At 60.2% G+C, this 19,803-nt stretch carries 20 protein-coding genes; 9 read left to right on the plus strand and 11 right to left on the minus strand.

Translation table 11 applies throughout. The features are described 5' to 3' along the window. Nucleotides 1-8 precede the first annotated feature (8 nt). The 8 genes from lptC to BLR16_RS06895 all read left to right on the plus strand — a co-directional run bounded on the left by lptC (nt 9) and on the right by BLR16_RS06895 (nt 5,526). Complete coding sequence (gene lptC / locus BLR16_RS06860; protein ID WP_024661038.1) at nt 9-581, plus strand: LPS export ABC transporter periplasmic protein LptC; 573 nt, start codon at nt 9-11, stop codon at nt 579-581. Beyond that, the gene (gene lptA / locus BLR16_RS06865; protein ID WP_002555088.1) at nt 568-1,116 is read left to right on the plus strand and encodes a lipopolysaccharide transport periplasmic protein LptA; all 549 of its coding nucleotides are present in this window, start codon (nt 568-570) and stop codon (nt 1,114-1,116) included. The genes lptC and lptA overlap by 14 nt, the downstream gene beginning before the upstream one ends. Then, the gene (gene lptB, locus BLR16_RS06870) at nt 1,117-1,842 is read left to right on the plus strand and encodes an LPS export ABC transporter ATP-binding protein (RefSeq protein WP_002555089.1); all 726 of its coding nucleotides are present in this window, start codon (nt 1,117-1,119) and stop codon (nt 1,840-1,842) included. It begins immediately after the preceding gene. Nucleotides 1,843-2,025: 183 nt separating this feature from the next. After that, nucleotides 2,026-3,519: an RNA polymerase factor sigma-54 gene (locus BLR16_RS06875; RefSeq protein WP_003364093.1), complete on the plus strand. Its 1,494-nt coding sequence runs from the start codon at nt 2,026-2,028 to the stop codon at nt 3,517-3,519. Nucleotides 3,520-3,594: 75 nt separating this feature from the next. Next, the gene (hpf, locus tag BLR16_RS06880) at nt 3,595-3,903 is read left to right on the plus strand and encodes a ribosome hibernation-promoting factor, HPF/YfiA family (RefSeq protein WP_002555091.1); all 309 of its coding nucleotides are present in this window, start codon (nt 3,595-3,597) and stop codon (nt 3,901-3,903) included. Between the two features lie 10 nt (nt 3,904-3,913). Then, the gene (gene ptsN, locus BLR16_RS06885; protein WP_003364094.1) at nt 3,914-4,378 is read left to right on the plus strand and encodes a PTS IIA-like nitrogen regulatory protein PtsN; all 465 of its coding nucleotides are present in this window, start codon (nt 3,914-3,916) and stop codon (nt 4,376-4,378) included. A 2-nt stretch (nt 4,379-4,380) separates the two neighbouring features. Next, nucleotides 4,381-5,238 carry an RNase adapter RapZ gene (gene rapZ, locus BLR16_RS06890; protein WP_003364096.1) on the plus strand — a complete coding sequence of 286 codons (858 nt, stop codon included), beginning with the start codon at nt 4,381-4,383 and terminating at the stop codon, nt 5,236-5,238. Nucleotides 5,239-5,253: 15 nt separating this feature from the next. Continuing rightward, entirely contained in the window at nt 5,254-5,526 is a 273-nt protein-coding gene (locus BLR16_RS06895) for an HPr family phosphocarrier protein (protein ID WP_003431495.1), read from the plus strand. A gap of 24 nt (nt 5,527-5,550) precedes the next feature. Here the strand turns inward: BLR16_RS06895 and BLR16_RS28805 are convergent, their stop codons facing one another. The 4 genes from BLR16_RS28805 to pmbA all read right to left on the minus strand — a co-directional run bounded on the left by BLR16_RS28805 (nt 5,551) and on the right by pmbA (nt 8,949). Next, on the minus strand, nt 5,551-5,685 hold the full coding sequence (locus BLR16_RS28805; protein ID WP_255301235.1) for a hypothetical protein: 135 nt from the start codon (nt 5,683-5,685) through the stop codon (nt 5,551-5,553). A 27-nt stretch (nt 5,686-5,712) separates the two neighbouring features. Then, the gene (locus BLR16_RS06900) at nt 5,713-6,324 is read right to left on the minus strand and encodes a superoxide dismutase (RefSeq protein WP_074805075.1); all 612 of its coding nucleotides are present in this window, start codon (nt 6,322-6,324) and stop codon (nt 5,713-5,715) included. 1 nt (nt 6,325) lies between these two features. Further along, the gene (locus BLR16_RS06905; protein WP_003364099.1) at nt 6,326-6,787 is read right to left on the minus strand and encodes a tetratricopeptide repeat protein; all 462 of its coding nucleotides are present in this window, start codon (nt 6,785-6,787) and stop codon (nt 6,326-6,328) included. Nucleotides 6,788-7,602: 815 nt separating this feature from the next. Next, nucleotides 7,603-8,949 (minus strand): metalloprotease PmbA, encoded by a 1,347-nt coding sequence (gene pmbA / locus BLR16_RS06915; protein WP_003364100.1) that lies wholly within the window; start codon nt 8,947-8,949, stop codon nt 7,603-7,605. 107 nt (nt 8,950-9,056) lie between these two features. Here pmbA and yjgA point away from each other — a divergent pair, with 107 nt between their 5' ends. Next, entirely contained in the window at nt 9,057-9,578 is a 522-nt protein-coding gene (gene yjgA, locus BLR16_RS06920; protein ID WP_074805081.1) for a ribosome biogenesis factor YjgA, read from the plus strand. A gap of 47 nt (nt 9,579-9,625) precedes the next feature. On the opposite strand, the gene tldD is transcribed toward yjgA, so the two are convergent. From tldD to mreC, 7 genes are all read right to left on the minus strand, one after another. Further along, nucleotides 9,626-11,065, minus strand: a complete 1,440-nt coding sequence (gene tldD / locus BLR16_RS06925) for a metalloprotease TldD (RefSeq protein ID WP_003400228.1) — start codon at nt 11,063-11,065, stop codon at nt 9,626-9,628. A 2-nt stretch (nt 11,066-11,067) separates the two neighbouring features. Continuing rightward, the gene (locus tag BLR16_RS06930) at nt 11,068-11,913 is read right to left on the minus strand and encodes a carbon-nitrogen hydrolase family protein (protein ID WP_054082038.1); all 846 of its coding nucleotides are present in this window, start codon (nt 11,911-11,913) and stop codon (nt 11,068-11,070) included. A 48-nt stretch (nt 11,914-11,961) separates the two neighbouring features. Next, nucleotides 11,962-15,777, minus strand: coding sequence for a YhdP family protein (locus BLR16_RS06935; protein ID WP_058416189.1), 3,816 nt, complete (start codon nt 15,775-15,777; stop codon nt 11,962-11,964). 180 nt (nt 15,778-15,957) lie between these two features. Further along, nucleotides 15,958-17,415, minus strand: a complete 1,458-nt coding sequence (gene rng, locus BLR16_RS06940; RefSeq protein WP_003364105.1) for a ribonuclease G — start codon at nt 17,413-17,415, stop codon at nt 15,958-15,960. Then, on the minus strand, nt 17,412-18,014 hold the full coding sequence (locus tag BLR16_RS06945) for a Maf family protein (protein ID WP_003431505.1): 603 nt from the start codon (nt 18,012-18,014) through the stop codon (nt 17,412-17,414). The genes rng and BLR16_RS06945 overlap by 4 nt, the downstream gene beginning before the upstream one ends. A gap of 67 nt (nt 18,015-18,081) precedes the next feature. Further along, a complete protein-coding gene (mreD, locus tag BLR16_RS06950; protein ID WP_003364106.1) occupies nt 18,082-18,573 on the minus strand; it encodes a rod shape-determining protein MreD in 492 nt (163 codons plus the stop codon). After that, entirely contained in the window at nt 18,566-19,633 is a 1,068-nt protein-coding gene (mreC, locus tag BLR16_RS06955; protein ID WP_024663093.1) for a rod shape-determining protein MreC, read from the minus strand. Before mreC ends, mreD begins: the two co-directional genes overlap by 8 nt. Nucleotides 19,634-19,803 lie beyond the last annotated feature (170 nt).

Consider the following 19,803-nt stretch of genomic DNA (forward strand, 5'->3'; position numbering starts at 1 on the left):
AAGCCATTATGTTCACTAAAAAAATTCGCAAGTTCCTGCTTCTCGGGGTACTGGCGCTGCTGCTGGCAGCGGTCGGCTACTGGAACATCAGCCCGGAAAGCTTCATGGATCAACCGGTCTCGACGGTCGACGACACTGTCATCGACTACTATGCAATCAACGCCCACAGCGTTCAGTACCTGCCCGACGGCACGCTTCAATACGACATGACCTCCGACAAGGTGGAGCATGTGAAAGCCACTGACGTGACCCTGCTGACCACGCCCGACCTGCACATGTACCGCGGCGGCGAGTTTCCCTGGCACGTGCAGAGCAAGAAAGGCGAGGTTTCGTCCGGCGGCGACCAGGTCGAGCTGATCGATTCCGTGCGCGTTGAACGCACCGATGAAAAACAACGTACGACTATCATCACCAGTAGTCGCATGACCGTATTCCCTCAGAAGCAATATGCGCAGACCGACCAAGACGTTAGAATCGACGGCGCAGGCGGTGTGACCACGGCCAAGGGAATGAAAGCGTATTTGAAAGACAGCAGGATGGACCTGCTGTCCAACGTAAGAGGACAGTATGAGGCTCGTTAAAACTCTTCCTTTATTGCTCGGCCTGGGCGCAGCACTGGGAAGCGCGAGCGCCTGGTCCCTGCCAACCGACCGAGATCAGCCTATCCACATCCAGTCTGACGATGCTCAGCTCGATGACAAGAAAGGCGTGGCGACTTACAAGGGCAATGTCATCATCACTCAGGGCTCGATGAAAATCACGGGCAACACCGTGACGATCACGCGCAACGCCCAGGGCGAAGTCGACGTATTCACCTCCGTTGGCAACCTGGCCTACTACGAGCAGAAGCCTGCCGTGGATAAACCGATCGTGCAGGCCTATGCCGTCACCATCCAGTATTACGCTGGCCAGGACCGTATCGTCCTGATCGACAAGGCCAAGGTCATCAATGATGGCAACACCTCGGAAGGCGAAAAAATCGTCTATGACACGGTCAGACAGGTCGTCAGTGCCGGCCGGGCCAATGGCGGTGCCAAGGTGACTACACCACGTCCGCGTATCGACATGGTCATCCAGCCGAAAAAGAAAACCGATCAACCTCAGAAGGCCCAGTAAATGGCGACGCTCAAAGCCCAGCATCTGGCTAAAAGCTACAAAAGCCGGCAGGTCGTGCGCGATGTGAGCATCTCCATCGACAGCGGCCAGATCGTCGGCCTGCTGGGCCCGAACGGCGCCGGCAAGACCACCTGCTTCTACATGATCGTGGGTCTGGTGCAGGCTGATCAGGGTCGTGTGCTGATTGACGATCTGGATGTCAGCCATCAACCCATGCACGGTCGCGCCCGCGCGGGTATCGGCTACCTGCCACAGGAAGCCTCGATCTTCCGCAAGCTCTCGGTGTCCGACAACATCATGGCGATTCTCGAGACCCGCAAGGAGCTCGACGCCGGTGCACGCCGCAAGGAACTGGAAAGCCTTCTGCAGGAGTTCCACATCACCCATATCCGCGACAACCTGGGCATGAGCCTGTCGGGTGGTGAACGTCGCCGTGTGGAAATCGCCCGAGCCCTGGCCACCGCGCCGAAATTCATCCTGCTGGATGAACCATTCGCAGGTGTCGACCCTATTTCGGTAGGCGACATCAAGCAGATCATTCACCATCTCAAGGCCAAGGGCATCGGTGTACTGATCACCGACCACAACGTCCGGGAAACACTGGATATCTGCGAAACGGCCTACATCGTCAACGATGGACAGCTGATTGCGGAAGGCGACTCCGAGACCATTCTGGCGAACCAGCTGGTGAAAGAGGTCTACCTCGGCCACGAGTTCCGCCTTTAATCGACTGCCCCTTTGCGCTTCGCAGCCGATTGATGCCTACGCAGTGTATTGACAACATTTTATTTGTCATATCACTCTAGGCAAATGCACAGGTTTCAGGCATATAATTTGCTTAAGTTGGCGCCACGGCGCCTGTAGTAGATGGCGCATGCGCGCCGGCGAATAAGGTGTTTAGCCCCTGCCATGAAACCATCGCTAGTCTTGAGAATGGGCCAGCAGCTGACGATGACACCGCAGCTGCAACAGGCAATCCGCTTACTTCAGCTTTCAACTCTGGATCTTCAGCAGGAGATCCAGGAAGCGCTGGAGTCAAACCCTATGCTGGAGCGGCAGGAAGAAGGCGACGACTTCGACAACTCCGACCCGCTTGCCGACAACATCGAACAAAAGCCCAACCCCGACGTTCAGGAACCGACCTATCAGGAATCCGCGCCTACCGTGGATAATCTTGAAGACGGTGAATGGAACGAGCGCATTCCCAACGAGCTGCCCGTGGATACTGCATGGGAAGACATCTACCAGACCAGCGCCAGCAGCCTGCCAAGCAACGATGACGACGAGTGGGACTTCACCACACGTACCTCCGCCGGTGAAAGCCTGCAAAGCCACCTGCTGTGGCAACTGAATGTTGCGCCGATGTCCGACAAGGACCGTTTGGTAGCGGTCACGCTGATCGACTGCATCAACAATCAGGGCTACCTCGACGAGACGCTCGATGAGATTCTCGAGTCGTTCGACCCTGAGCTGGACATCGAACTCGACGAGATCGAAGCCGTACTGCATCGCATCCAGCAGTTCGAACCTGCCGGCATCGGTGCTCGCAATCTGAGCGAATGCCTGCTGCTGCAACTGCGCCAGCTGCCAGCGAAAACGCCGTGGCTGACAGAAGCACAGCGCCTGGTCAGCGACTACATCGATCTGCTCGGAAGCCGCGACTACGGCCAGCTGATGCGGCGCATGAAGCTCAAGGAAGACGAGCTGCGCCAGGTCATCGAGCTGGTGCAAAGCCTCAACCCGCGTCCAGGCTCGCAGATCGAATCCACCGAAGCCGAATACGTCATTCCGGACGTGATCGTGCGCAAGGACAACGAACGCTGGCTGGTCGAACTCAATCAGGAGTCGGTGCCACGCCTGCGGGTCAATCCGCAATACGCGGGCTTCGTGCGGCGCGCTGACACCAGCGCAGACAACACCTTCATGCGCAATCAGTTGCAGGAAGCGCGCTGGTTCATCAAAAGCCTGCAAAGCCGCAACGAAACACTGATGAAGGTCGCCACGCAGATCGTCGAACACCAGCGCGGTTTCCTCGAGTACGGCGACGAGGCCATGAAGCCGCTCGTCCTGCACGACATTGCCGAGGCAGTGGGCATGCACGAATCGACCATCTCGCGGGTGACCACGCAGAAATTCATGCACACCCCACGCGGCATTTACGAGCTGAAATACTTCTTCTCAAGCCATGTGAGCACCTCCGAGGGCGGCGAATGCTCGTCCACGGCAATTCGCGCAATCATCAAAAAACTGGTTGCGGCGGAAAATCAGAAAAAGCCGTTGAGTGATAGCAAGATCGCTGGTTTACTGGAGGCACAAGGCATTCAAGTAGCCCGTCGCACAGTCGCCAAGTACCGTGAGTCTCTCGGGATCGCCCCTTCCAGTGAGCGTAAGCGACTGATGTGATGCAGGCCGAGCCACAGCGTCCCAGTGGCAGGCGCCATGCCTGCCTCTTTATGCACTGGCAAAGGAGAAAGCTGTATGCAAGTCAACATCAGTGGACACCAACTGGAAGTGACCAAACCCCTTCGTGAATACGTTGAGCTCAAGCTCAAGAAGCTCGAAGGGCATTTTGACAAGATTACCAACGTGCAGGTCACGATGACGGTCGAAAAGCTCAAGCAGAAGATCGAAGCCACGTTGCACATCCATGGTGGAGAGGTCGTTGCCAATGCTGAACATGATGACATGTACGCTGCCATCGACCTGCTCACTGACAAGCTAGACCGACAATTGCTCAAGCATAAGGAAAAGCAGCAAAGCATCCTCAAAGGTGCGGCCGCTCGCTAACGCCCATTTAATGATCCGAATCGAAAATATCCTGACCCCCGGCCGCTCCCTCGTGAACGTGCCGGGTGGCAGCAAAAAGCGTGTACTCGAAGAAATTGCCAACCTGATCGGCCGTGAAGTGCCGGGCATGGTCTCGGATACAGTATTCGCAAGCCTCGTTGCCCGGGAAAAACTGGGCTCGACCGGTTTTGGCAACGGTATTGCCATTCCCCACTGCCGCCTTGCTGACTGCAGCGAGCCTGTCAGTGCAGTCATTCACCTCGCTACACCCGTGGATTTCGACGCCATCGATGGCGCGCCGGTTGACCTGCTGTTCGTCCTGCTGGTCCCGCAAGCCGCTACCGATGAGCACCTGGAGCTGCTGCGCCAGATCGCCAGCATGCTCGACGACAAAGATGTGCGTAAGCGCCTGCGCAGTGCCGAAAGCGCTCAGGCGCTTTATCAAGTGGTGCTGGACGTGCAGAACGGAAACTGACCATGCGCATGATCATCGTCAGCGGTCGCTCCGGCTCAGGCAAGAGTACGGCGCTCGACGTGCTGGAAGACAACGGTTTTTACTGTGTCGATAACCTGCCGGCAGGTCTCTTGCCGGAGCTGGCGGAACGCGCGCTGATCAACACCGAACTCGCCGAACCGCTGCTGGCGGTTTCGATAGATGCGCGCAACCTGCCCAGCCATCTGACCCGTTTTCCGCAGATGCTGAATGAAGTACGCGCGCGCAATATTCAGTGCGACGTGCTCTACCTGGATGCAGACGAAGCCACACTGCTCAAGCGCTTCTCGGAAACCCGGCGCCGCCACCCCCTGAGCACGGCCGATCGTTCGCTGGCCGAAGCGATACGCGACGAGACCGCACTGCTTGGCCCGATCATCGATCTGGCCGACCTGAAGATCAACACCACCCACCTGAACCTCTATCAGTTGCGCGACGCGCTCAAGCTTCGCCTGCTGAACAAGCCCGAGCCAGGCACGGCGTTTCTGATCGAGTCATTTGGTTTCAAGCGTGGCATGCCCATCGATGCAGACCTGGTATTCGATGTGCGCTGCCTGCCCAATCCCTACTGGAAGCCAGAACTGCGCGACCATTCAGGGCTTGAACAGCCTGTTATCGACTACCTGTCGGTGCAGCCTGATGTCGAAGAAATGTTTCAGGACATCTTTGCCTACCTGAACAAATGGCTACCCCGGTTTGCAGCCAGTAACCGTTCCTACGTTACCATTGCCATCGGCTGCACCGGCGGACACCACCGTTCGGTCTACCTGACCGAGCGGCTTGGTCAGGTTTTGCAACAATCACTCAAGAACGTTCAGGTCCGCCACCGCGACCTCAGCTGAAGGATTTTCACTGCGATGCCCGCTCGTCAAATCACCATCATCAACAAACTGGGCCTGCATGCCCGCGCTGCCGCCAAATTCGTCGGCGTCGCAGGCAAGTTCCCCTGCAAGATCAGGGTCGGCCGCACTCCGGAGAGCATGGTCGATGGCAAAAGCATCATGGCCGTGATGATGTTGGCTGCCGGCAAGGGCACCGAGGTCCACCTGCACACTGAAGGCGAATTCGAACAGGAAGCGCTCGATGGCCTGGTCGAGCTGATCAACAACCGGTTTGATGAGGGCGAATAAGCCCTCGGACAAACGCGGTATACGTCACCACCAGCCTTGCAAGTGCATCCAGCTCAGCCCATGGGCAACCAGTAGCGCCATACCCGCCAACAACAGCACGCTACCCACTACCAGCCGAAATAACCGCGCAGTACTGAGCGTAAGGAATCCGAAGCGCATGGGTTGCCTTGGGTCCGGGTGCCAGGCTCAGGCCAGGGCGGCCTGATAACGGCGGGACACCTCATCCCAGTTGATCACGTTGTAGAACGCGTTGATGTATTCGGGACGACGGTTCTGATAGCGCAGGTAGTAAGCGTGCTCCCACACGTCCAGCCCTAGAATCGGCGTGTTGCCGTTCATCAGCGGGCTCTCCTGATTACCGCTGCTTTCCACCACCAGCTTCTTGTCAGGCGTGACGCTCAGCCATGCCCAGCCACTGCCGAATCGGGTCAACGCGGCCTTGGTGAACGCTTCCTTGAAGCTTTCGTAGCCGCCCAGTTGTTCGTCAATCGCCAACGCGACAGCGCCTGTGGGCAAGCCTCCCCCGCCCGGCACCATGACTTCCCAGAACAACGAATGATTGGCATGGCCGCCACCCTGATTGATCACCGCTGGACGCAGGTTTTCAGGCAATTGCTGGACACTGGCGACGAGTTTCTCGACAGACCAGTCCGCAAACTCCGTGCCTTCCACCGCTGCATTGAGATTGTTGATGTACGTCTGGTGATGCTTGGTGTAGTGGATTTCCATGGTTTGCGCATCGATATGCGGTTCAAGGGCATCGTATGCGTAAGGCAGTGCGGGCAAGGTGTATGGCATGTCAGTGTGCTCCGTAGAAAAGTCCGGAAGGGGCTCCCGAATGGCGTTGCAGCGCTGAGCGCGTATGCTCACCGCTGCTGTTCAGCAACCGATGGGTGCGCGGGTATTCGCCATGTTCGCTGATGAAACTCAGCAGCTCGGCGTAGGTTTTGCTGCTATGACGCAAGGCCGCCTCGCGCAGGGCGGGCGGGAGGCGCTGATCCTGTAGGGTCCGCAACAGGTGCTGGTGGATGGCACACAGGTACTCGGCGCTCTCCTCCGGCTGGCCCAGACTCAGGTGCAGATCCGCCAGGTTATGGTGAGAAATCACACAGGCCGCGACCGCTTCGTCGGCATCCGCCCAGCGTTCGAACAGGACTTGCGCCAACGCCAGCGCCTGAAGGTACAACTCGCGGGCCTCGACCCACTCGCCGAGATTGAAACAGCGATTGGCCTGCTCGATGGTGCATTTCCAATGCTGCATGACATACCTCCAGGAACGTTGGCTAGGCAGCGACCATGGGCCAGGGCGTGGCGGTCAATCGCGTCAGGAACGCCTCTTGACGAGGTAATGCTTGATCAGCAGAGGCTCGTCGGTTTAAAGCGCACAACGAATCCGCAGACCCAAGCCACGCTAGTTTCCAGCTAAGACAACTCGTTCAAAGCAGACCCCGTGATCGCAGTTCATTTTATAAATGATATTCATTATTAAATGAGATACAGAATCAACACAAGCCCAATCGCTTCACCGCCTTGCGCCGGTGAGCGTGAACATGCTTTGAGGGAAGCGTAAAACGCGGGTTCGGAGGGAGGTTATTGGCGGTCAAAGCCGCAAGCGGATGGGTGACGCAGAGCGTCACGAAATGCATTCCCAAGCTGAAGCGTAGGGAACGATAACCTCAACTATCGTGCGGCGCTCCGCGTCGCATGCCGTTCCGGACGCTCTGCGTCCTTTTGACGACGCAGAGCGTCGTGAACTGCATTCCCACGCTGGAGCGTAGGGAAAGATAACCTCAACTATCGTGCGGCGCTCCGCGTCGCATGCCGTTCCGGACGCTCTGCGTCCTTTTGACGACGCAGAGCGTCGTGAACTGCATTCCCACGCTGGAGCGTAGGGAACGATAACCTCAACTATCGTGCGGCGCTCCGCGTCGCATGCCGTTCCGGACGCTCTGCGTCCTCTCGACGACGCAGAGCGTCACGAAATTCATTCCCACGCTGGAGCGTAGGGAACGATGATCGCAACTATCGTGCCCACGCTCTGCATTTATGGGCACGATAGCCGGAATCGGGGGCCTGTCAGCTACCCGCTACGGTCATTCGCTCGATCAGTACCGAGCCGGTGCGGATGTTGCTGCGCAGCTCAAGATCGCTGCCAACGGCGACGATCTGCTTGAACATGTCGCGCATGTTGCCGGCGATGGTCACTTCCTGAACCGGGAACTGAATCTCGCCATTCTCGACCCAGAAGCCTGCCGCGCCACGCGAATAGTCGCCGGTGACCATGTTCAAACCGCTGCCCATCAGCTCGGTGACCAGCAAGCCCCGCCCCATGCGCCGAATCAGCGCAGCCTGGTCGTCCGAACCATGGGTGACGAACAGGTTATGTACACCGCCCGCGTTGGCGGTGCTCGGCATGCCCAGCTTGCGGCCGGAATACGTGCTCAGCACATAGGAAACCAGATCCCCACCTGCCACGAATGGCTTGGCGAAGGTCGCCAGACCGTCGCTGTCGAACGCCGAACTGCCCATCGCATGCTTCAGGTGCGGGCGCTCATCGATGGTCATCCACTCAGGGAACAGGCGCTGACCCAGCGCGCCTTCGAGGAACGACGATTTGCGGTACAGCGTGCCACCGGAAATGGCGCCGAGAAAGCTGCCGAAGAGGCCGCCCGCCAGTTCCGCAGCAAACAGCACTGGCACTTCACAGGTCGGCACCGGACGCGCACCCAGACGGCTTGCCGCACGCAACGCGGCCTTGCGGCCAATGCTCTGCGCATCGGCCAGCAGCTCGCCCTGGCGGTTGACGTCATACCAGTAATCGCGCTGCATCTGGCCTTCACCCTCGGCAATCATCACACAGCTGAGGCTGTGACGCGTTGAGGCATAGCCACCGATGAAGCCATTGCTGTTGCCATACACGCGGCAGCCCTGATGGGTATTGAGCGTAGTGCCATCGGCGTTCTTGATGCGGCTGTCGGCATCGAAGGCCGCCGCTTCGCAGATCAGCGCTTTCTCGATGGCCTGCTCGGGCGTGATGTCCCAGGTGTGATAAAGGTCAAAATCCATGACCTCTTTGGCCATCAGCGCAGCGTCGGCCAGCCCGGAGCTTTCATCCTCGGAGGTGTGTTCGGCAATCGCCAGTGCAGCGGCGACCGTTTCACGAATCGCATCGGCGCCGGTTGCCGACGTGCTGGCCGAGCCCTTGCGCTGCCCGACATACAGGGTGATACCAAAGCCCTGATCGCGGTTGAACTCGACGGTTTCGACTTCACGCTGACGGACCGATGTCGACAGCCCCTGGTCCACCGACACCGCGACTTCGCAGGCGCTGGCACCCTGACGCCGGGCTTCGGCGATGATCTGCTCGACCTGTTCCTGCAGTTCGGGCAAGGCTTGTGGGCCGACGCTTTGGGTTGCACTCATGACTTTCTCCATCAAATTCTTCTTTCAGCACAGGCCGAATACCGACCGGGCCGGACAAGCGGCCCACGACTGGTTATCATGGCGGCGTTTCTTTGCGGACTGCCCCCATGGTTGATTCTTACGACGACTCCCTCGACGGGGAGAAAAGCAAAACCCAGGTCAAACGAGAGCTGCATGCTCTGGTCGACCTCGGCGAGCGACTGACAACACTCAAAGCCGATGTGCTGGCCAAGCTGCCGCTGACCGACGCTTTGCGCAAGGCCCTGGCCGAAGCGCCCAAGCACACGGCGAACATCGCGCGAAAGCGGCACATTCTGTTCATCGGCAAGCTGATGCGCGATCAGGACCAGGAAGCCATTCTGGTGTTGCTGGACCAACTCGATGCCTCCACTCGCCAATACAATGAACGTTTCCACAATCTGGAGCGCTGGCGTGATCGCCTGATTTCGGGCGATGACGCCGACCTCGAGAAATTCGTGGTCGAATACCCCGATGCCGACCGTCAGCAGCTGCGTTCGCTGATCCGTCAGGCGCAACACGAAGTTGCACGCAACAAACCGCCGGCCACCAGCCGCAAAATCTTCAAATACATCCGTGAGCTGGACGAACTTCAACGCGGTCTGCGTTGATTTCGCCCTCGGGGCCGGCAGCAGAGGCAGCCGGCCCCGACTCACATTCAGCTACCGGTGCCACCCACGGTGATCGCGTCGATTTTCAGCGTAGGCTGACCCACACCGACCGGCAGCGACTGGCCATCTTTCCCGCACGTACCGACGCCGCTGTCCAGCGACAGATCGTTACCCACCATCGACACCCTGCTCATGGCTTCCGGCCCGTTACCGATCAAGGTCGCGCCTTTGACCGGCGCGGTGATCTTGCCGTCTTCGATCAGATAGGCCTCACTGGTTGAAAACACGAACTTGCCGCTGGTGATATCCACCTGGCCACCGCCCAGGTTGGCGCAGTAGATGCCGCGCTTCACTGAGGCGATGATTTCCTGCGGATCGCTCTGCCCGCCCAGCATGTAGGTGTTGGTCATGCGCGGCATCGGCAGGTGGGCATAGGACTCGCGACGGCCGTTGCCGGTACGTGCCACGCCCATCAGGCGCGCATTGAGCTTGTCCTGCATGTAGCCCTTGAGCACGCCATTCTCGATCAGCGTGGTGCATTCGGTCGGTGTGCCCTCGTCATCGACACTCAGCGAGCCACGACGCCCCGCCAGGGTGCCGTCATCGACGATGGTGCAGAGTTTCGACGCAACCATCTCGCCCATGCGCCCGCTGTAGGCCGAACTGCCCTTGCGGTTGAAGTCGCCCTCAAGGCCGTGACCCACTGCTTCGTGCAGCAGCACGCCGGACCAGCCAGAGCCGAGTACTACCGGCAAGGTGCCTGCCGGGGCGGGAATCGCTTCCAGGTTGACCAGTGCCTGACGCAGGGCCTCACGGGCATAGCCCATGGCGCGATCGTCGGTCAGGAAATAACGGTAGTCGGTACGCCCGCCGCCGCCATGCCCGCCCCGCTCGCGACGGCCATTCTGCTCGACGATGACACTGACATTGAAGCGCACCAGCGGGCGCACATCGGCGGCAAGGCTGCCATCCGCTGCGGCCACCAGAATGCGCTCCCAGACGCCGGCCATGCTCACCGAAACCTGCTGGATACGCGAGTCCAGCGCACGCGTCGCAACGTCGATGCGCTTGAGCAACTCGACCTTCTCGGCGCGGCTCAACACTTCCAGCGGGTTATCCGGGGCGTACAACTGCGCCACGTCCTGCGAGGTGAAAGCCTGCACGCGACCATTCTGGCCAGCGCGGGAGATGGAACGCGCGGCCTGCGCGGCGGTGCGCAGTGCCTCGGCGGTGATCGCGTTGCTGTACGCAAAGCCGGTTTTCTCACCCGACTGGGCACGCACGCCCACGCCTTGATCGAGATTGAAACTGCCTTCCTTGACGATCCCGTCTTCGAGCGACCAGGACTCGGAGATCATGCCCTGAAAATACAGATCGGCCGCGTCGATTCCTGGCCCGGCCAGATCCCCCAGCACGGACTGCAGGCTGTCGAGGTTCAGGCCGCCGGGTGCCAGAAGGTGTTCGCTGACTGAGGACAGATCACTCATATTCACTCCGAAGCAGGCCGCATGGCGTCCTGCGAAAAAAAGCGCCGGTGACTGGACACCGGCATCCGCGCCCGTATGGACGCCTGTTCTTGACTGTCTCGTGTGGCCAGCAGCACCGCTTCACCCTGTGCCTGCTCGGCCAGTACGCGGCCCCATGGATCAACGATGGCCGCGTGTCCGTAAGTCTCGCGAGGCCCCGGATGGACCCCGCCCTGTGCCGCCGCCAGTACGTAACACTGGGTCTCGATGGCACGCGCGCGGATCAGAATGTCCCAGTGCGCAGCCCCCGTTACCGCAGTGAACGCTGACGGCGCGGTAATCAGTTCAGCACCGGCTTCACGCAGCGCGGTGTACAGCTCGGGAAAGCGCAGGTCGTAGCAAACGGTCAGCCCCAGACGCCCCACGGGCGTATCGGCTACCACCACACTGCTCCCATGAGCATAGTCATCCGATTCACGATAGCGGCCACTGTTGTCAGCGACATCTACATCGAACAGATGCAGTTTGTCATAACGGGCCACCTGCTCACCGTGCTCGTCGATCAACAGCGAACACGCCGTCACCTTGCCATCCGGCCGATCATCCGGCGGCAGTGGCAAGGTTCCGGCAACAATCCATAACTTGAGGTCGCGAGCGGCCAGTTTCAACCATGGCAGGATCGGTCCGTGCCCCTGGGCCTCGGCACGACCGATATCGGCAACGTCACGGCGCCCCATCGCGACGAAGTTTTCGGGCAGTACCGCCAACCGCGCGCCACCTTCAGCCGCCTGTTCCAGCAAACGCCGAGCACTGCCCAGATTAGCCAGGACATCGCTTTGGCTGACCATCTGAATCACCGCGAAGGACATGGCAACCCGCTCCTGAATGACATGGCCACCACTGTACTCCATGAGACGCTATTGGGGCTTTTCAAATGGCTTGTCGAACGTGATCTTCGGCTCTTTCCAAGGCCCTTCGACCTTGTATTGAACGCTGGCGAAACGCGCAACCCGGTCGCCCAGCAGCTTGTCGACCAGAAACAGCGCCCCGCCAATGGCGGGTGCGCCGACAATCAGCGCAGCGATAGGCAGGTTGTTGGTGACCGGCAAGGTCACCAGCAGCTTCGCATCGACGCGATCACGAACCATGTCCAGGGTACCGTTGAGCTCCAGATTACTCGAAGGCCCGGTCAGGGTGATCGGGTTGCGCGTCACATAGACACCGTCGCTGGCGACCAGCAGCCCTTTGACCCGGTCGTAGCTCAGGCCTTTGCCCAGCAGGTCGGAGAAGTCCAGGCGCAGACGCCGGCCGATGGAGTTGAAGTTCAACAGCCCGAATACCCGCAACGCCTGAGCACCGCCCTCGACTTCGACAAACTGGCCTCTGTTGAGCGTGGCATCCAGACTGCCGGAATAGCGCTTCAGACCGACCCAGGCAGGCGAACCCGGCCAGCGTCCGTCCACGTTCATCTCGAAGCGTTCACTGGTGACGGTGGGGGCGAAGTTCCACGCCTTGAGCACATCCGCCAGGTTCTTGCCCGCCAGGCGGCCTTTGAACGAACTGCTGCTGGCCCCGGGCGTGCCCTCCCAGGTAGCGTCACCCTCCAGCAGGATGCCTTTGAGCCCCAGGCTCATGTCCGACATGCGCATGCCGGCAGGCGTCGGCCGGGATTTCAACGCCCAGGCCCCCAGCAACTGATCGCCCTGAAACAGTTGGGAGATCTTCACGTCCAGCGCAGGGATATTGTGCGGGTCGATATCCGCCAGAGGGTCAGGTGCGTTTTCCACCACGGTCGCTGTCGGATCGGATGCAGGCAGTCGAACGTAGAGCATGTTGATGCCGATCGGGGCAGACTTGGCGTCGGGCAGCGTTGCCGTGCCCTTGGCCAGCGCGCTGTCCAGCGACAGGGCCCAGGCTGCCGCGTTGCGCTGCAATTGAACACGCACGTCATTGAGTGTGGTGCCCATCGCGGTCAGCTTGCCGATCTGCAGGTCAACGCTGTTAAGCAGTTGCTTCGCGTTGCCGCCCGGATCATTCCCGGTGTAACGCGCGGCCAGTTCCTGCCAGGGCGCGATATCCAGCTCGGACAACTCGCCACGGATCCGCAAGCCTTTGGCGTCCGGCACGATCGCCCCGCCGCGCCCCAGATAGAGTTCGCCTCGACCTTCGGCAAACTTGCCATTCGGTGCAGCGAAAGCAAAGTTGGCCTGATCGTTATACGCCGCGCCGAGCCTGCGCTCCGCGCCTTGCAGAGTCATGCGGAACTCGCTGGGACGCTCCTGTTCGGCGGTTTTGCCAAACGGTGCGGGCAAATCGATCGCCACGCCCTTGAGCGTGGAGTTGATTACCAGCGGGCTGTCCTTGCTGTCCAGAATCAACTGCAACTGATACGGCAGGTCACCGGAGACCGGCAGCGGCTGGGTCACGTTCAGCCAGTCGGTCAGCCGCTTCACGGTGATTTGCCCGTTCGCCACAATGCGTGTCACGTTGTCGCCTGGCTTGCCCTCGGCGGCGATTTCTGCGGTCACAGGACGATCGAATGCCTGGGCCTTGATGCCTTTGCCACTCAGGCCACTGGCGCTGTCGAAACGGAAATCGCCCTTCAGGCGAGTCAGCTCCAGCACCGGGTCAGCCAGTTTCAGACGCGCATTGTCGGTGCTGAAATCCACCACGACCTTTGGCTCGACGCCCTTGGCCAGCGGGATATCCAGCTTCAGTTTGCCGTCCAGCGGACCTTCGCCCTGCCATCCGGCAAATGTGCTGCCCGTGCCAATGGGCGCCTGCTGGAGAATCTTCAGGCCGTCGATCAGGTTTCCGGAGAAATTACCGTCCACCAGCAGGTGACTGTCCTGACCTGACGGCACATGAGGAATATTGACCAGCACGTTGCTGACCTTGGTATCGAGCAACTGGCCTTTGCTTGCCTTGACACGTACGCCGCTGTTTTCGACGTAGACCTTGCCATCCACTCCGGTCAGCGACGGCCAGCCCGGCTGGAACGCCAGCGTTGCGTTACTGACATCGAAGAACAGGCTGATGACACGCGCCGTATCGGGCGAATTCTTGTTCAGCGACCCTTGATACTGGAAGAACCCCTGCTTGACCGCGCCACTTACCACCGCGGTGCGCAACCAGTGATCGAGCTCCGGACTGAGCGCTGTCGGCAGGTACTTGCTGGTGTAACGGCCATCGCCGTCAACCATGCCGACCCGCAGGTCCATGTAATCTTCCTGATCATGACTGAGATGAATCTTGATCAGAAAGTCCGCCGCAATCTTGCCTTCGTCGCCAAGCACCTTGATATACGGGGCGATCAGCGTGAACGCCTGATCATCCAGTTTCCAGGTCAGACGGGCATTGGCCTTCTGGTAACGCCAGGGTTTGGCGAAGATCGGGTCCAGGTGCAGCATGAAATCATCGGTGTCGAGGCGCAGCTCGCCCTGGCCCAGATCCCCGCTGATGGCACCGGTGACATTTCCGGCCGCCGGGGCCCCGCGATAGGCGTTGAAACCCACCTTGTCCAGATTGGCCGCAAAGCTCAGGCGCTTGTCGCCCACTGCCTGCGGCCGGTAGTCGAGCAGCACGTTATGCAGCCCGCCTGTCACCTTGAGGCCGTCGACCACTGCCATGGCCTTGTCAGGCAGGGGCGCGAGGGAGTCGATCAGCGGCGTGACGGGAGTCAGGTCCAGACGATCAGCCTGTACGTGCCAGAGCTCTTCGCTGTCGGGCGTCGCGGCGGTTTGCGTCAGTTGCACACGGCTTTCCCAGCGCGTGTCGCCAAGGCTCATCGCCAGTGAATCGAGGTTCAGGTCGAAACCTGTTTCAGTCCGTGCAAACCATGCGTTCAGCGCAAGGTTATCGATCGTCGCCGGTTTGCGACCGGCATAAACGCCTTTGACCTGCGGTGCATTGAGGCGCGTCGTCGCGCTTTGCACGGTGCCCTTGCCCCAATTCAACCAGACCTCGCCCCCGGCCTGCAGCTTCGACAGTGTCCATTCGCGCGTGAGACTTTTCGGCAGCCACTTGGCCCAGTCGCTTTGCGGCAGGCTGGCGTAGACATCGGCCTCGCCGTCCTTCCACTGACTGGCCTGAATGCGCGAACGCACGTTGAGCGCGACCGGCTGACCATCCGGCAGGGTCAGGCGTGCGTCAAGTCGCTGGGCATAGCTGCCGGTGTCCAGACTGAGGTTTACATAGGTGAGGGTCAGCGGCGCGGCGTCAAACGGTTGCACCGTAACCTGGCTGTCGAGCAGCGACAAATGCGCGACCATCTGCATCTGCCTGAGCACCTGCTCGGGGTCGAAGGGGCTGTCGTTGTGCACCGGCAAGCCCTGAACCGACCACGCGCCGTCCTTGTCCTGCCTGAGGCTGAACTGCAGGCCGTCCACTTCAAGATGAGCGATGCGCACGTCACGCGCCAGCAGGCTTTCCCAAAGGTCGGGAACAACCCTTACACGATCCAGACGCAGGGCACTGGTGCCCTCGCCGACCATCACATCGTTGGCCAGCAATACCGGAGCAAAGCGGCTCCAGCTGCCTTCCAGGCTGCCGATGCTCAACGGTATACCCAACGCGCTGCTGGCACGGGTTTCCACATCGACACGGTATTCGGCAACCAGCGGCGTCAATTGACGGCCGAGACTCACGTACAGCGCCGCAAGCACCAGAATCAGTGCGCACAGGCTCAGCCCCCAGCGGGTCAGGGTTGCGACAAGGCGAGGAAGACGTCCCATCTCAGGAAGCCCTCCACTGCGGGGTGCGAGGAGCGGAATCGGCGAACGGATTCCGGCTCGGAGGTGCAGGTGCGGTCAGGTACAGGTTTTGCTCATTCGCCACGCATCATTCTCGATAAAACGGCATACCTGCCAGAAACCCGTAGGGCACTTTTCATATATTTCAAACGATCAGCACCCTCAGAGCAGCACCACGTCGTATTGTTCCTGCGAGTACATGGTTTCTACCTGAAAACGGATAGTGCGGCCAATAAAGCTCTCCAGCTCAGCCACGTTGCCGGACTCTTCGTCAAGCAGGCGATCCACCACGCGCTGATTGGCCAGAACGCGATAGCCCACTGCCTGATAGGCCCTGGCCTCGCGCAGGATTTCCCGGAAGATTTCGTAGCAGATGGTCTCGGGGGTCTTCAGCTTGCCCCGCCCTGCGCAGCAATGACACGGTTCGCACAGCACCTGCTCGAGGCTTTCGCGGGTGCGCTTGCGCGTCATCTGCACCAGACCCAGCTCGGTGATACCGATGATGTTGGTCTTGGCGTGATCGCGTTCCAGTTGTTTCTCCAGCGTGCGCAGCACCTGACGCTGATGCTCACCGTCTTCCATGTCGATGAAATCGATGATGATGATGCCGCCCAGATTGCGCAGGCGCAGCTGCCGGGCGATGGCCGTGGCGGCTTCCAGATTGGTCTTGAAGATGGTTTCTTCGAGGTTGCGATGCCCCACGAAAGCACCGGTATTGACGTCGATGGTGCTCATCGCTTCGGCCGGGTCGATTACCAGATAGCCACCCGACTTGAGCGGCACCTTGCGCTCGAGGGCCTTCTGGATTTCGTCCTCGACCCCATAAAGGTCGAAGATCGGCCGCTCGCCCGGATAGTGCTCAAGCCTGTCGGCAATTTCCGGCATCAGCTCGGCCACGAACTGGGTGGTTTTCTGAAAGGTCTCCCGCGAGTCGATACGGATCTTCTCGATGCGCGGGCTGACCAGATCGCGCAAGGTGCGCAGCGCCAGGCCCAGGTCTTCGTAAATCACCGTAGGCGGACTGACGGTCTTGATCTGCTCGCCGATCTGATCCCAGAGCCTGCGCAGATAGCGGATGTCCATGAGGATTTCGTCGGCACCGGCGCCTTCCGCAGCGGTGCGCAGAATGAAACCTCCGGCTTCCTTGATACCTTCCTGGGCAACACAATCGCTGACCACTTTCTTGAGTCGTTCGCGCTCGGCTTCGTCCTCGATTTTCAGCGAGATGCCCACATGCGCAGTGCGCGGCATGTACACCAGATAACGTGACGGAATGGAGAGTTGCGTGGTCAGCCGTGCGCCCTTGCTGCCGATCGGGTCTTTGGTGACTTGCACGACAAGGCTCTGGCCATCATGTACCAGCGACGCAATGCTCTCGACCGCTGGCCCTTCCCGCATGGAGATTTCCGACGCATGAATGAACGCCGCGCGGTCCAGACCAATGTCGATGAACGCCGCCTGCATGCCGGGAAGCACCCGCACAACCTTGCCTTTGTAGATATTGCCGACAATGCCGCGACGCTGGGTGCGCTCGACGTGCACCTCTTGCAGAACCCCGTTTTCCACCACTGCCACGCGCGATTCCATCGGCGTGATGTTGATCAGAATCTCTTCACTCATGACTTGTCACCTTCCAGGCATTGCCAGCAGGGTATGCCGAAATGGCCGAGCAGTTCTGCGGTTTCGCACAGGGGCAGCCCCACCACCCCAGAATAGCTGCCTTGCAGACCCTCGACGAAAATCGCTGCCAACCCCTGGATGGCATAGCCGCCGGCCTTGTCGGCGGGCTCGCCACTGGTCCAGTAGGCGTGGGCTTCATGGGTTTGAATCGGGCGAAAGCGCACACGACTGGTAACAATACGGGTTTCGCTGCGTTGCCGATCACTGAGCGCGACAGCCGTCAGCACGTCATGCTCGCGCCCGGACAGGGCCATCAACATCGCCAAGGCATCTGACTCATCGACCGGCTTGCCAAGAATGCGTCCATCGAGCACCACCGCCGTGTCGGCCCCCATCACGCAGGCCTGGTGTTCGGCTGGCAGCACGGACAGCCCGGCCTGAGCCTTGCCCAGCGCAAGACGCTCGACATAGGCAGCGGGGGTTTCATGGTCGAAGGGGGTTTCGTCGATCTGAGCGCTCAGTACGGTAAACGGCACACCGATCTGAGTCAGAAGTTCGCGGCGGCGCGGCGAGCCAGAAGCCAGATAAAGCGAGGGCATAAGGACATCTCCGTGTCTGTGCGGGTGAGCGCGAGGGACGCAGCGGGGCGTCGCGCTCACCTTGCGCTTAATTGATTTTCAAACGTTTGCGCAATCCACGCAGGCCATAACTGATCCAGGGCCACAACAGAGCGCTGACCAACGCGGGCAGCACCAGCGCCAGCGTAGGCTGACGGTTGCCGGTCAATGCGCTCAGCCAGAGTTGCGCAAGCTGCGCCAGACCGAATACCACCAACAGCACCAGACACTGTTGCCACATGGGAAACATGCGCAGGCGCTGCTGCAGGGACATCACCAGAAAGGTAATCAGGCTGAGGATCAGGGCATTCTGGCCGAGCAGTGTGCCGTACAGCACATCCTCCATCAGGCCCAGTATCCACGCGGTGGTCATACCGTATTTGTGCGGCAGCGCGAGAACCCAGAAGGTCAACAGCAGGGCCAGCCACAGCGGGCGGAAAATTTCCATGAATTGCGGCAGCGGCGAAACGCTCAGCAACAGACCGATCGCAAATGTCAGCCAGACCACCCAGCCATTGCGCCCTGAAACATGACTAACCATCGATAGGCTCCCGAGCGGTGGAAGGTCTTGAGGCAGGCGGCTGTGACGCCGCAGGCCGGGAGGCAGGTCTTGCCGGTGTCGCAGGCGTTGCCGCCGGTGCAGGGGTTGTCGATTGCGCCGCCGGCTTGTGCGTCAGCGTACTGCCCGGAAAGACCGGAACGACTGCCTGTGGCCACATCGGAAAGGCGGGTGTCGGCGGAGGCAACGTCGCCATCACGGAAGGCTCGATGCCCTTGTCGAGGGATTCCTGCGCTTGCGCCGCATCGGCAGCGCGCTCTTCCGGCGAGCGGCCGTCAGAGAACACCAGCAACAGATAGCGACTGCGATTCAACGCAGCGGTGGGCACTGCCCGAACGATCGCGAACGGCTGGCCGGAATCGTGAATCACTTCCTTGACCGTTGCCACCGGGTAGCCGGCCGGGAATCGCTGGCCAAGGCCCGAGCTAACCAGCAGGTCGCCTTCCTTGATGTCTGCGGTGTCCGCCACATGCCGAAGCTCCAGACGTTCCGGATTACCGGTGCCGCTGGCGATGGCACGCAGACCGTTGCGGTTGACCTGCACCGGGATGCTGTGGGTGGTGTCGGTCAGCAACAAGACGCGTGAGGTATAGGGCATCAACTCGACCACCTGCCCCATCAGGCCGCGTGCATCGAGCACAGGCTGACCGAGCACCACGCCGTCGCGTTCGCCCTTGTTGATGATGATGCGATGGGTGAAGGGGTTCGGGTCCATGCCGATCAGCTCGGCGACCTCGACTTTTTCGTTGACCAGCGCCGAGGAGTTCAGCAACTCACGCAGCCGGACGTTCTGCTCGGTCAGTGCCGCCAGCTTTTGCAGGCGACCTTGCAGGAGCAGGGCTTCGGTCTTGAGTTTTTCGTTTTCGGCGATCAGCTCTGTGCGGCTGCCGAACTGACTGGCGACGCCTTGATACAGACGCTGTGGCAGGTCGACGATCCAGTAGGACTGCATGAGCACCATCGACATCTGGCTGCGCACGGGCTTGAGGATCGTAAAGCGGGCGTCGACAACCATCAACGCAACCGACAGAACGGCGAGCACCAGCAGACGTACGCCCAGCGAAGGGCCTTTTGAGAAAAGCGGTTTAATGGGCCGCTCCTCCGGGGCATGCGATCGTTGGATCGAACTTCGATTGGCAATTATTCATGCGGTATGTAACCGGCCCGGACAAATGAAAGAGATAGGCACCCTGTTTCGGCGTCAGCCTGAAG

It is taken from the genome of Pseudomonas sp. BS3767 (assembly GCF_900099665.1).
GTDB lineage: Bacteria > Pseudomonadota > Gammaproteobacteria > Pseudomonadales > Pseudomonadaceae > Aquipseudomonas > Aquipseudomonas cerasi.

Bases quoted from the DNA above. Each gene is read 5' to 3' on its own strand.
- lptC (WP_024661038.1), top strand. From the start codon at position 9: ATGTTCACTAAAAAAATTCGCAAGTTCCTGCTTCTCGGGGTACTGGCG.
- lptA (WP_002555088.1), top strand. From the start codon at position 568: ATGAGGCTCGTTAAAACTCTTCCTTTATTGCTCGGCCTGGGCGCAGCA.
- lptB (WP_002555089.1), top strand. From the start codon at position 1,117: ATGGCGACGCTCAAAGCCCAGCATCTGGCTAAAAGCTACAAAAGCCGG.
- BLR16_RS06875 (WP_003364093.1), top strand. From the start codon at position 2,026: ATGAAACCATCGCTAGTCTTGAGAATGGGCCAGCAGCTGACGATGACA.
- hpf (WP_002555091.1), top strand. From the start codon at position 3,595: ATGCAAGTCAACATCAGTGGACACCAACTGGAAGTGACCAAACCCCTT.
- ptsN (WP_003364094.1), top strand. From the start codon at position 3,914: ATGATCCGAATCGAAAATATCCTGACCCCCGGCCGCTCCCTCGTGAAC.
- rapZ (WP_003364096.1), top strand. From the start codon at position 4,381: ATGCGCATGATCATCGTCAGCGGTCGCTCCGGCTCAGGCAAGAGTACG.
- BLR16_RS06895 (WP_003431495.1), top strand. From the start codon at position 5,254: ATGCCCGCTCGTCAAATCACCATCATCAACAAACTGGGCCTGCATGCC.
- BLR16_RS28805 (WP_255301235.1), bottom strand. From the start codon at position 5,685: ATGCGCTTCGGATTCCTTACGCTCAGTACTGCGCGGTTATTTCGGCTG.
- BLR16_RS06900 (WP_074805075.1), bottom strand. From the start codon at position 6,324: ATGCCATACACCTTGCCCGCACTGCCTTACGCATACGATGCCCTTGAA.
- BLR16_RS06905 (WP_003364099.1), bottom strand. From the start codon at position 6,787: ATGCAGCATTGGAAATGCACCATCGAGCAGGCCAATCGCTGTTTCAAT.
- pmbA (WP_003364100.1), bottom strand. From the start codon at position 8,949: ATGAGTGCAACCCAAAGCGTCGGCCCACAAGCCTTGCCCGAACTGCAG.
- yjgA (WP_074805081.1), top strand. From the start codon at position 9,057: ATGGTTGATTCTTACGACGACTCCCTCGACGGGGAGAAAAGCAAAACC.
- tldD (WP_003400228.1), bottom strand. From the start codon at position 11,065: ATGAGTGATCTGTCCTCAGTCAGCGAACACCTTCTGGCACCCGGCGGC.
- BLR16_RS06930 (WP_054082038.1), bottom strand. From the start codon at position 11,913: ATGTCCTTCGCGGTGATTCAGATGGTCAGCCAAAGCGATGTCCTGGCT.
- BLR16_RS06935 (WP_058416189.1), bottom strand. From the start codon at position 15,777: ATGGGACGTCTTCCTCGCCTTGTCGCAACCCTGACCCGCTGGGGGCTG.
- rng (WP_003364105.1), bottom strand. From the start codon at position 17,415: ATGAGTGAAGAGATTCTGATCAACATCACGCCGATGGAATCGCGCGTG.
- BLR16_RS06945 (WP_003431505.1), bottom strand. From the start codon at position 18,014: ATGCCCTCGCTTTATCTGGCTTCTGGCTCGCCGCGCCGCCGCGAACTT.
- mreD (WP_003364106.1), bottom strand. From the start codon at position 18,573: ATGGTTAGTCATGTTTCAGGGCGCAATGGCTGGGTGGTCTGGCTGACA.